The organism is Poseidonibacter sp., assembly GCF_041821165.1.
In the GTDB taxonomy this organism is placed as follows: Bacteria; Campylobacterota; Campylobacteria; order Campylobacterales; family Arcobacteraceae; genus Poseidonibacter.
The window spans coordinates 16,575-27,888 of sequence record NZ_JBGUES010000012.1 but is presented as its reverse complement, the minus strand read 5'-3'; the positions used below and the strand labels follow the sequence as shown (position 1 = coordinate 27,888).

Here is an 11,314-nt window from a genome sequence, read left to right as displayed (position 1 = left end):
ATCATATCCCTTATATTGTAAAAAAAGGTAATACTTTTATTAAATATTATTCAAACTATGAGGAAAAACAGAAGTTAGAAAAAACAGCATATATGCAAACTTTTAGTGCATGGGATTGGATAATAGGAAGTGGATTTTATAGAGATAAATTAGATATTCTAATTGAAAAAAAGAAAAATGAGTTAAATGAAGAGCATAATAAATACTTATCAGATATTTATATCATAATCTTTTTAGTGACAATTATCTTGCTATTAACTTCTATTTATTTATCAAAAGTAATTCAGGAAAAATTTGATAAGTATAATAATGAAATCTATAAAGGAATCAATAAAAGTAGACAAAAAGATGCACTTTTAGCACAGCAATCTAAAATGGCAGCAATGGGTGAAATGATTGGAAATATAGCTCATCAATGGAGACAGCCATTATCTTTAATCTCTACTGCTTCAACTGGTTTAAAATTAAAACAAGAATATAATATGTTAGAAAAAGATGAAGTAATTAGAACATCTGAACTAATAACAAAAACAACTTTACATTTATCACAAACAATTGATGATTTTAGAGACTTTTTTAAACCAAATAAAGAAAAAACAAAATCAAATACTCAAGAGTTATGGGAAAAAACATATACTTTAGTACAAGAGCAACATAAAGTTAACAATATTGAAGTAATTATTGATATTGAGTATAAAGAAATTTATTTATTAGTAAATGAAATAAGACAAGTTATGTTAAATATTTTAAATAATGCAAAAGACCAGTTTAAAAAGAAAGATAAAAATCTTATTTTTGTTGTAATTAGAAAAGATGATAAAAATCTAACAATTAGTATAAAAGATAATGCAGGTGGAGTTCCAGCAAAATTAATAGATAGAATTTTTGAACCATACTTTACTACAAAACACCAATCAAGAGGTACAGGAATAGGGCTTTATATGAGTGAAGAAATCATAAGAAAACATATGAAAGGTTCACTTAAAGTATATAATGAAGATTATGTTTACAAAGGTGTTGAGTATACAGGTGCAAACTTTGTTATTACAATTCCTACAAAATCAAATAAGCAAAAAGATAACGAAGTATCTTAAAAATTTAGCAATTACAACTAATAGAATAAAAAGTTTTAGATTAAATTTTAAGATACCTGCAATAAAAGTGATTGGATCACCAATAATTGGAAGCCATGAAAATAGAATACAAAAAGCTCCGTATTTATCAAAGTATTTTTTTGTTCTTAAAATACTTTTTTCTTTTAATAAGTTCTTTTTTATTAAGTACTCTTCACCTTTTAAACCTAAAAAATAATTAACAATTGAACCTAAGCTATTTCCAATAGTTGCTACAAATAAAAGAAGAGGAATATTAAATCCTTCTTTTATATCATAAATAAGTAATGCCTCACTTCCAAAAGGAATAAGTGTTGCTGATACAAAGGCTGATATAAAGAGGATTAAATATGTCATTTGTTCTTTTTAATATATTTTTTTAATTTTTTGTATGGTACTTCAGAAATAAAAACACCTGATAAAATTGTTACACAAGCTATTAATTCAATAATTGATAACTTTTCACCTAAAATCATTGCTGCTAAAATCAAAGTAAAAATTGGTATTAAATATATAAACATTGCAGCTTTTGAAGCTTCTATTTTTGTTAAAGCATAATTGTATAAGCCATATCCTAATAAAGTCACTACAATTCCTAAATAAAGCGTACATAATATTGCATTTAATGTAAAGTTTAAATCCATAGTTACATACTCATAAAGGAAAAAAGGAAAAAAGAATATTGCTCCAATAAATACCTGAATTGCTGTAATAAATAATGCTGAATATCTATCAGATAAATACCTTGCAACAATAGTATATCCAGCAGCACAAGCCATTGCTAATAACTCAAAAAAATTACCTAATAAAGGATTTGGTGCACTTACTGTTGTCGTTGCTTGTAAACTTAACCAAATTGCTCCAGCCATTGCTATAACTGAACCTAAAATAAACTGTTTTGTAATAATCTCTTTTAAGAAATAACCAGCTGCCATTGCTGTAATAACAGGCATTAATGATGTAATCATACCTGCTTGTGAAGCAGATGTAAACTGTAAAGCTTTTGCTTCAAATACAAAATATAAACAAGGTTCAAATAATGCTAATAAAAGAATATATTTAATATCCTTTTTCGAAAACTCATATTTTATAAAATCTTTTATAAAGTACACAAAACAAGCAGATGCAACAAGCATTCTTAAAAATATAACCGTAAAGGGTGATAAATCATTCATTGCAGATTTTAATGCAATAAAAGAACTTCCCCAAATAAACATAGCAAATACTAAAGATAGTATTCCTATAAAACTAAATTTTTTTGCCAAATAATATTTCCTTCTAATTAAAAACGTATTATACATAGGAAAATAAATAAAATGTTTAATTTATGATAAATTTAAGATTTTTTAGATAGAATACCATCTTTAAAGAGGAACATTGAGAATATCACGGTATTTTGAATGCTCTTCTTTAGACCCTTACAATCATTATTTAAGACAACGCCCCAGGATGGGAACATAGCAAGGCACCTTACTTAGTGGTGTGTTTGGGTATCTGGAGAAGAGTACTTTTTTTAAAGTACTCTTTTTTTTTGCCTAAAAACTACACTAAATCTTTAAAATCAGACTTAATTATCAACAACTTTTTTTCAGTTTTATTATAAATAAATCTACTATCTGAATTTTCAATTGCATTAAATATAATTCTTTTTATTTCATATTCAGTTTTATTATATTTTTTCATTATTACAAAAAACTGTTTTAATGTAATAAAATCAACATCAACTTCTGGTTTTTCAAATACTTCAGGTTCTACAATATTTGGTTTTTCATTTACTTGTTTAGAAGCTTCTATTTGTGGTTTATAAATAGCTCTCATTTCATTAAAAGCACTTTGTAATAGCTGTATTTCTGAATCAAAAACACTAATAATTCTATTTTGATTTTTTTCTAAACGCACGATTTCAGAAGTGTATTGTTTTTTCATCCATTTCATTGATTTTTTTAGTAGAAGAATTTGTTCATCTTTTACATCAATAATAGATTGAATAGTTTTTGCATCAGTTGAAGAGTTTAAAGATGATTCAACTTTTGTATTTGTATCATTATTTATATTGGCTTGTTTTTCAATATATTCTGAAATATATACAAAAGTTTTACCATCTTGTTTAATCGATTTTAATTGATTTTTTTTGATTCTATAATGAATCCCTTGTAAAGATAAGCCCAATATCTGAGCTGCTTGAGTAGTTGTGACTAATCTTTCCAAGGTTTAGGCCTTACATCTTTGCACTATCTATTTCAATAACAGTATGTACATTTCCTCTTGGTTTAAAATCTGCTATAACTTTTAACCATCTTGGTTTTAAGTTATCAAATAAAGTATCAAAAATTTCATTTGCTGAGTTTTCATGAGAAACTTCTCTATACATAAATGTATTAATATAAATTTTTAAAGCTTTTAACTCAATTACTTTTTCATCAGGAGTATATTGAATTTTAATTGTAGCAAAATCAGGGTATCCACTTCTTGGACATTTTGCCATAAATTCTGGTAATTCAATATCTATAATATAATTTTTTTTATTTGTATTAGGCCAAAAATTTTCTTCTTTATTTATATCAAACTCTATAATTTCTTTTTCACCATATTTCATTTCCATGTTTTATAACCTTTTATACTATTGTTTTTACGAATTTTATCAAAATATTACTTACATTCATTGGTAATTGAAAAAAGAGGGACTTTTGAGTATAATGCGGCGTTTGTAAAATAAATTAAGAGAGTAAATATGACAAATAAAATATATGACATAATAATTATTGGTGGTGGACCTGGAGGTATTGGATGTGCAATTGAAGCATCTTCTCACAATATCGGGGAAATTTTACTAATAGAAAAAACAGATAACCACTCAAATACAATTAGAAAATTTTATAAAGACAATAAAAGAGTAGATAAAGATTATAAAGGACAAGTTTCAGTTTTACAAGGAAATGTTGACTTCTTTGATGGAACAAAAGAGACTACACTAGATTATTTCGATGATTTATTAGATAGTGAAAAAATTGATTCTTCATTTAATAATGAAGTAGAAAAAATTATAAGAAAAGATGAATTTTTAGAAGTTTATACTTCAAATGGAATGTATACAACTAGAAATGCAGTTGTAACAATTGGGAAAATGGGTAAACCAAATAAACCATCATATAAAATTCCACCATCAATTAGATCTCAAGTAAATTTCAATCTTGATAAATGTTCATCAAATGAAAAAATCCTAGTAGTTGGCGGTGGAAATTCTGCTGCTGAATATGCTTATGATTTAGCTGACCAAAATAATAATGTAACATTAGTTTATAGAAAAGATAAATTCTCAAGACTTAATGATACAAATGAAGAAATTTTATATAAATATCATGGTGAAGAAAAACTTAGACTTAGAATGAATACTGATATTGAATCTTTAGAAAATGAAAGTGGATTAGTAAAAGTAAACTATAACGATGGTTTTAGCGTAATCTATGATAGAGTAATTTATGCTATTGGTGGAACTACACCTGTTGATTTCTTAAAATCATGTGGAATTGAAGTAGATGAAAATTCTAAACCTATTTTTGATGAACATCACGAAACTACTGCAAAATGTGTTTATGTTGCAGGTGATATTTCTCTTAAATCTGGTGGTTCTATTGCTATTGCTTTAAACCATGGATATCATATTGTAAATAATATTTTAAGAAAAAGAGGAAGAATTTTCTCGCATACTGATAAAGTTGCTAAATTAGAAGAAAAATAGTTAATAACTATATGCTGTATGTCTTGGACATTGTGAACAATTCAAGTTATTCTCAGCAACCTTACACGAAACGCATGGTCTAACATCACCAAAATCCTTTTGAACTTTGTTCTTAGGATGTTGGTTAGCCATGTAAGCTACATTTTGAACTGGATCAATAAGTAAAACTTGTAATATCTCTTCAGTAATATTAATATTTCTTGCTAATGCTCTTCTTACATTCATAGATGAATTTTGTAATAGAGTTAACATATCTTCTAAAGAGGTAGTTCTTAAAGCTAACTCTAATATTTCATTTATACTTTTACTATTTAAACTCATATTAAATCCTTAAGATAATGTTATTAAATTATTGTATCTTAATTTTTTAATAAAAATATTTATTTTATATTAAAATTTATACAAATTTTTAAATTATTTTATAAAGGAAAAAATATTAAAAGCCTCCATATAGAGCTAAAACAATTGGTATATATAATACTGAAACTATCGTACTTACAAGTACAGTAAAACTAGCTTTCTCGGGTTTTGCATTTAATAGAACTGCCAAAGTTACTGTATTTCCTGCAAGTGGAACTATTGAGAATAAGAACATTACTTTATATAAATCTTCATTTAAAAACATATAGAAGTTTCTATCTAAATAAATTACTCCAAGTATTGCTAAAGGCCAGAAGATAAATTTTAAAATAAAAGTAATAGAGATAAACTTAACATCTAAATCACTACCTCTTTTTAACCCAACTAATCCCATACCAAGCATCATCATTCCAAGAATCCCATACGCACCTTTAAATTGCGCTGTATATGAACTAACTTCTTCGGGAATACCTACACCTAAAAGGTTTAATGCAATACCTAAAATAAAAGCATATAAAATAGGAAGCTTTAGCATTTTATTAATAGATTCTTTTACAGTAAAGTTTCCTTTTGCAGTTACATAAAAACCTGTTGTACTTTCATATAAAAGTGAGGCTAAAACAGTAAAGATATAAATATCTGCTAAGTATGGAGGGAAAAATATAATAGCTAATGGAATACCAAAATAGCCCGTATTACCTGTTCCTGCACTAAATGCTAGAATATTAGAAGTAGCATCATTCCACGTATTTTTAAATACAAATAGTGCTATAAAAGCAATTACAGAACAAAAAACATAAAAGAATATTGGCAAAAACAATATAGACAAATCAATTTTAACACTAAGCGTTGCCGAAAATACAACAATAGGACCAAGAATATATATAAGAATATTTGCAATAGATTCTCTTTGTACATGCAATAGTTTTGTTGAAAAATATCCTAATACAATATTGATGTATAAAGGGAAAATTTTTAGTAATAATAAGAAAAATATACTCATTTTTACTCCTAATATAAAATAATAAAAGATATGTTAGCACAAATCATTTATAAATGATAAGAAAAAATTGTAAAATTATTAAATGTTATTATTAAATATTAAATATATTATTTAAATTTCAATATGTAAGAAAAATAGTAGTTTATAAAAAAATGAGATAGAAGTAGGATATAAATCCTACTTCTTAGAAATTATACGTCTAAGTGTTCAACATCTTTTGCGTGTTCTTCGATATAGTTTCTTCTTGGTTCAACTTCATCACCCATAAACAGAGTAAATGTATCAGAAGCAGCTTCTGCATCATCAATAGTAATTCTTATAAGTCTTCTAGCTTCTGGAATCATTGTAGTTTCCCAAAGTTGCTCAGGATTCATCTCTCCAAGTCCTTTATATCTTTGGATATAAGCACCTTTCTTAGCTAAACCTTCAATTTCTTCAAGAATTTCAATTAAATCTCTTCCATTAAACATAGAAATATCTCTTTCTACTAATCTTGTATAAATATAAGTAGCTTCAGAGAAATAAGGAGAAGCAAATAACTCATCATCAATAATTAATTCTTCTAAACCTTCATTTGTTTGAACAAATAATTGAATTTTATGCTCACTAATATTCTTAGATAAGATATTATAACCCTTATCTTCTAGGAAAACTTTTACTACCTCATATAGTTTTTCAAACTCTAAGTTTACTAAATCAGAGTTTTCAATTAAGTGTTTTAATACTTCAACTAAAGAGTATCTTTTTTCTAATTGAGATAACATTCCTCTATATCTTGAAACAGTTTTAAATAAATCAACTAAATCATTATATCCTAGACCTTCAAATGTAAATGATTCTAAACCATTTTCAATTAAGAAATTTGATAATGCTGTATCATCTTTTAAATAAGTCTCATTTTTACCTTTTTTATATCTATATAAAGGCGGTTGAGCAAGGTATAAATATCCTCTATCAACGATTGGTCTTAAGAATCTAAAGAAGAAAGTTAAAAGTAATGTTTGAATGTGAGATCCATCAACATCGGCATCTGTCATAATAATGATTTTATGGTATCTAATTTTTTCTTCATTGAAATCTTCACCAATTCCACAACCAATTGCAGTAATCATATTTCTAATTTCATCAGATTTTAAAATCTTATCTAATCTTGATTTTTCAACATTTAAAATCTTACCCTTAAGTGGTAAAATTGCTTGATAAACTCTATCTCTACCTTGCTTAGCAGAACCACCAGCAGAATCCCCTTCTACTAGGTATAATTCTCTAATAGCTGGATCTTTACTTTGACATTCAGCTAATTTACCAGGAAGTGTTCCAACTGTCATAGAATCTTTTTTTCTAGTTAAATCTCTTGCTTTTTTAGCAGCTTCACGACCTCTTGCAGCCATTAAAGCTTTTTCCATAATAGCTTTTGCTTGAGCAGGATTTTCTTCGAAATATTTATCTAATTGTTCACCAGTTAATTTTTGACAAATAGGTTTAACATAAGAAGAACCTAATTTACCTTTTGTTTGACCTTCAAATTGAGGTTCTGGAACTTTTACAGAAACAATTGCAATAAGACCTTCTCTTACATCATCACCTGTAATTTTTGCATCTTTATCTCTTGCACTTGCATTATTATTTAAATATTTAACAATAGATCTTGTAAGTCCAGCTTTAAAACCAGCTTCGTGTGTTCCACCATCAATAGTTCTAATATTATTTACAAATGAAATTGTTTTTTCAGTATAAGTAGTGTTATACATTAAAGCAATATCTACTTCCACATCATCAACTGTATCATTAAAAGACATAGCATCACAGATACCTGTATCTTTATTTAAATCTTCAACAAACTGTTTAATTCCACCTTCAAAATGATAAACTTCTTTAACTTTTGAAATTTCATCATCTAAAGTAATAGAAATAAATGAGTTTAAGTATGCAACTTCTCTAAATCTTTTAGCTAATGTCGCAAATTCAAATTTAAATACTTCAAAGATTGAATCATCCGCTAAAAATTCAATAGTAGTTCCAGTTTTTCTTGGACTCTCACCAATTACTTCTAAAATACCTTGAGGAATACCTTTTTTAAACTCTTGATAGTGAATTTTTCCTTCTCTATAAATTGTCATTTTTAAGTGTTTTGATAATGCATTTACTACAGAAACCCCAACCCCGTGAAGTCCACCAGATACTTTATATGTATCTTTATCAAATTTTCCACCTGCATGTAAAACTGTTAATACAACAGTTGCAGCTGACATTTTTTCAGTAGGGTGCATAGAAGTTGGAATACCTCTACCATTATCTTCTACTCTAATCCAGTGATCTTTTGTCATAGTAATTTTAATATTATTACAGTAACCTGCCATTGCTTCATCAATAGAGTTATCTACTACTTCGTAAACTAAGTGATGAAGACCATTAATATTTGTATCACCAATATACATACCTGGTCTTTTTCTAACAGCTTCAAGACCTTTTAAAACTTTAATATTACTAGCGCCATATTCTTGACTCATTTATTTATTTCCTTATTCACTTAGTTTATTTATTTTTCTAATACAATTGGCATTACAATTGTAAAAAACTTCTCATCTTCTAAATAAAATGGTAAGTTTGATTCATTAAATCCAACTGTTACATTTTCATTTGTTGTCATACTTAAAAAATCTAATAAGTATTTAGCATTTACTGCAAGATAAAATTCACTATCAATTTCTAAATTTATATCTATTTGAGTTTTTGATTCACTATCTTCATCTAATGATTCAAATATAATTGAATTTGAACTAAATGTAATTTTAATATTTGAAAATAAAGATGTTACTAATTTAATAGATTCAATTAAAATATTTTTAGGTAAAGATAATTTGTATTTTAAATTTGATGGAATAATTCTTTCATAATCAGGAAATTTACCATTTATTAGTTTTGTAAAGAATGTCATTTGGTTATTTGAAATAACTAGGTTAGTTTCATCGTATGATATTTTTATTTCATCTAAAAATAGTTTTTGAATTTCAATAATTGCTTTTTTAGGAATTATAAATTGTCCTTCATCATGAGCAATATTTTGTAAATGTGAAATAGCTAATCTTCTAGTATCTGTTGCTACAAAATTTATTTTTGAACTTTTAATATCTACTAATGCTCCATTTAATTCAAATTTAGGATTATTATTATCAATAGCAGGAGTAATTTTTCTAATAGAATTTATAAAATTAATAGCAGAAATATCTAATGGTTTTAAATTTTCTGATCTCATTAATGTTGGATATTCATTAGCATCATACATTGGTAATTTAAATGTAGATTTATTTTGAGTGATAACTAAATTATTATTAATAGTTTCAAATATAATATCTTCATTTTTTAATCTTTTTATTATTCCTAATAAATTAGAACCATTAGTTGTTGCTTTACCATCTATACTTTCATTTATATTATCGATATGAGACTCTAAACCAATTTCATAATCTGTTGCTTTTAAAATTAATTTAGAATCTGTTGCTTCAATATATATATGCGAAGTGATTGCACTTGAATCTTTTTTTTCTAAAAAAGGTTGCATTGATGATATAACATTTTCAATGATGTTTTTTGTAATTATAAACTTCATTTAATCTCCCTATTTTTTATTTAAAGTAGTAGTTGTAGTAGTGCATGTGAAAAGATGAAAATACATTCAAACAATCGATTCTATCGAAAGGCTTTCATGTGATTAAACGAAATGAAATATTCACACCTTTTCACACAATCTACTTAAACTTATTTAGTGTGTAACTACTACCATTCCTTATTTATGATTTTATTCTTTAAATTTTGTATGATTAATTTAAAGTTTTCGTCTTTTTCAATTAGTTCATTTGCTTTTTTAATATTATGCGAAATTGAACTATGATCTTTCATTCCTAAGAACTTAGCAATATCAGGCATTGAATTATGTGTTAATTCTCTTGCTAAATATATAACTACACGTCTTGCATTAGCGACCATAGCGGTTCTTTTCTTAGATTTAATATCACTTGGTTTAATATTTAATTCACTTGCTACTATATTAATAATATCAGGTAATTTAATATTTTCTTTAGTCTCTTTTATTTGCTCTTTTAGTAAGTTTTGTACCATTTCAAGGTTAATTTCTTGATTTAATAAAGATGCACTTGCATTAATTCTAATTAGAACACCTTCTATTTCTCTAATAGAATTATCTAAATTAGTAGCAATAAAATTAATGATTTCTCTAGTTAAAGAAATTCCATTTAATTCAGATTTTTTTTCAATAATTGCAATTTTTGTTTCAAGTCCAGGTAGCTGTATATCGGCTGTTAGACCCCATTCGAACCTAGATTTTAATCTATCAACAAGACCTGCAATTTGTGATGGAAGTCTATCTGATGTCATTACAATTTGTTTTTTTGCATTATGTAATTCATTAAAAGTATGGAAGAACTCTTCTTGTGTTTGTTCTTTTCCTGATAAAAATTGTATATCATCAATTAGTAAAACATCGCATTTACGGTACTTTGACCTAAAATGTTCCATATTTTTATTTTTAATTGAGAAAGTAAAATCATTCATAAACTGTTCAATTGTTACGTAAATTACTGTTTTTCCCTGCTCAATTGCATGGTTTCCGCAAGCTTGAAGTAAATGTGTTTTACCAAGCCCCGTTCCACCATAAATAAATAAAGGATTATATTGAATTCCTGGTTTATTTGAAACTGCAAGTGAGGCATTATATGCCATCTGATTTGAAGATCCAACTACAAAAGAATTAAAAGTGTAAGATGGATTAAGTATCGTACTTTCGGCACTTTCATTCTGTATTTGTTCTTTTATAAACTCTTTTTTTGATTTTTTTTCACCAACAATTTTAATTTCAATAGTAGGTTTTGTTCCATCATAAATTTCAAAACAATTTTGAATTACTTGAGTATACTTACTCTTAATCCATGATGCTATATATTTATTTGAAACTTCAAAAATGGCAATATTTTCATCTGAAGAAATTTTTTTATATACCAGTTGTTTTAGATATCTATCATAATCAACTGATCTGGCTTCTTTTTGAATAATTGCTAAAAAATCTTTATTTGTCATATATTT

General features: G+C 26.2%; 11 protein-coding genes and 1 other RNA gene. 3 read left to right on the top strand and 9 right to left on the bottom strand.

Annotated features, from left to right (window positions below; all coding sequences use genetic code 11):
- Positions 1 to 1,094: ATP-binding protein (locus ACERKK_RS02390; protein WP_373771475.1), on the top strand; the 1,094-nt coding region annotated here is incomplete at its 5' end.
- On the opposite strand, the gene ACERKK_RS02385 is transcribed toward ACERKK_RS02390, so the two are convergent.
- Positions 1,062 to 1,469: a YqaA family protein gene (locus tag ACERKK_RS02385; protein WP_373771474.1), complete on the bottom strand. Its 408-nt coding sequence runs from the start codon at positions 1,467 to 1,469 to the stop codon at positions 1,062 to 1,064. The genes ACERKK_RS02390 and ACERKK_RS02385 overlap by 33 nt on opposite strands.
- Positions 1,466 to 2,377 carry a DMT family transporter gene (locus ACERKK_RS02380; protein WP_373771473.1) on the bottom strand — a complete coding sequence of 304 codons (912 nt, stop codon included), beginning with the start codon at positions 2,375 to 2,377 and terminating at the stop codon, positions 1,466 to 1,468. Before ACERKK_RS02380 ends, ACERKK_RS02385 begins: the two co-directional genes overlap by 4 nt.
- Positions 2,378 to 2,519: 142 nt before the next feature.
- Here ACERKK_RS02380 and ffs point away from each other — a divergent pair.
- Positions 2,520 to 2,616, top strand: an RNA gene (ffs, locus tag ACERKK_RS02375) — signal recognition particle sRNA small type.
- A gap of 38 nt (positions 2,617 to 2,654) precedes the next feature.
- On the opposite strand, the gene ACERKK_RS02370 is transcribed toward ffs, so the two are convergent.
- Positions 2,655 to 3,320, bottom strand: a complete 666-nt coding sequence (locus tag ACERKK_RS02370; protein ID WP_373771472.1) for a DNA-binding protein — start codon at positions 3,318 to 3,320, stop codon at positions 2,655 to 2,657.
- Between the two features lie 10 nt (positions 3,321 to 3,330).
- Positions 3,331 to 3,708, bottom strand: a complete 378-nt coding sequence (queF, locus tag ACERKK_RS02365; RefSeq protein ID WP_373771476.1) for a preQ(1) synthase — start codon at positions 3,706 to 3,708, stop codon at positions 3,331 to 3,333.
- Positions 3,709 to 3,843: 135 nt separating this feature from the next.
- Between queF and ACERKK_RS02360 the strand changes: the two genes are divergently transcribed.
- Complete coding sequence (locus tag ACERKK_RS02360) at positions 3,844 to 4,851, top strand: NAD(P)-binding domain-containing protein (RefSeq protein ID WP_373771471.1); 1,008 nt, start codon at positions 3,844 to 3,846, stop codon at positions 4,849 to 4,851.
- Here the strand turns inward: ACERKK_RS02360 and ACERKK_RS02355 are convergent, their stop codons facing one another.
- The 5 genes from ACERKK_RS02355 to dnaA form a co-directional block, all read right to left on the bottom strand.
- The gene (locus ACERKK_RS02355) at positions 4,852 to 5,172 is read right to left on the bottom strand and encodes a hypothetical protein (RefSeq protein WP_373771470.1); all 321 of its coding nucleotides are present in this window, start codon (positions 5,170 to 5,172) and stop codon (positions 4,852 to 4,854) included.
- 115 nt (positions 5,173 to 5,287) lie between these two features.
- Complete coding sequence (locus tag ACERKK_RS02350) at positions 5,288 to 6,214, bottom strand: AEC family transporter (RefSeq protein WP_373771469.1); 927 nt, start codon at positions 6,212 to 6,214, stop codon at positions 5,288 to 5,290.
- 191 nt (positions 6,215 to 6,405) lie between these two features.
- Positions 6,406 to 8,724, bottom strand: a complete 2,319-nt coding sequence (gene gyrB, locus ACERKK_RS02345) for a DNA topoisomerase (ATP-hydrolyzing) subunit B (protein ID WP_373771468.1) — start codon at positions 8,722 to 8,724, stop codon at positions 6,406 to 6,408.
- A 29-nt stretch (positions 8,725 to 8,753) separates the two neighbouring features.
- Positions 8,754 to 9,824 carry a DNA polymerase III subunit beta gene (dnaN, locus tag ACERKK_RS02340; protein ID WP_373771467.1) on the bottom strand — a complete coding sequence of 357 codons (1,071 nt, stop codon included), beginning with the start codon at positions 9,822 to 9,824 and terminating at the stop codon, positions 8,754 to 8,756.
- Positions 9,825 to 9,991: 167 nt separating this feature from the next.
- On the bottom strand, positions 9,992 to 11,308 hold the full coding sequence (gene dnaA, locus ACERKK_RS02335) for a chromosomal replication initiator protein DnaA (RefSeq protein ID WP_373771466.1): 1,317 nt from the start codon (positions 11,306 to 11,308) through the stop codon (positions 9,992 to 9,994).
- Positions 11,309 to 11,314 lie beyond the last annotated feature (6 nt).

What these genes read in the sequence shown, in the direction of transcription:
- ACERKK_RS02385 (WP_373771474.1), bottom strand. Translation starts at nt 1,469, where the DNA reads ATGACATATTTAATCCTCTTTATATCAGCCTTTGTATCAGCAACACTT.
- queF (WP_373771476.1), bottom strand. Translation starts at nt 3,708, where the DNA reads ATGAAATATGGTGAAAAAGAAATTATAGAGTTTGATATAAATAAAGAA.
- ACERKK_RS02360 (WP_373771471.1), top strand. Translation starts at nt 3,844, where the DNA reads ATGACAAATAAAATATATGACATAATAATTATTGGTGGTGGACCTGGA.
- ACERKK_RS02355 (WP_373771470.1), bottom strand. Translation starts at nt 5,172, where the DNA reads ATGAGTTTAAATAGTAAAAGTATAAATGAAATATTAGAGTTAGCTTTA.
- ACERKK_RS02350 (WP_373771469.1), bottom strand. Translation starts at nt 6,214, where the DNA reads ATGAGTATATTTTTCTTATTATTACTAAAAATTTTCCCTTTATACATC.
- gyrB (WP_373771468.1), bottom strand. Translation starts at nt 8,724, where the DNA reads ATGAGTCAAGAATATGGCGCTAGTAATATTAAAGTTTTAAAAGGTCTT.
- dnaN (WP_373771467.1), bottom strand. Translation starts at nt 9,824, where the DNA reads ATGAAGTTTATAATTACAAAAAACATCATTGAAAATGTTATATCATCA.
- dnaA (WP_373771466.1), bottom strand. Translation starts at nt 11,308, where the DNA reads ATGACAAATAAAGATTTTTTAGCAATTATTCAAAAAGAAGCCAGATCA.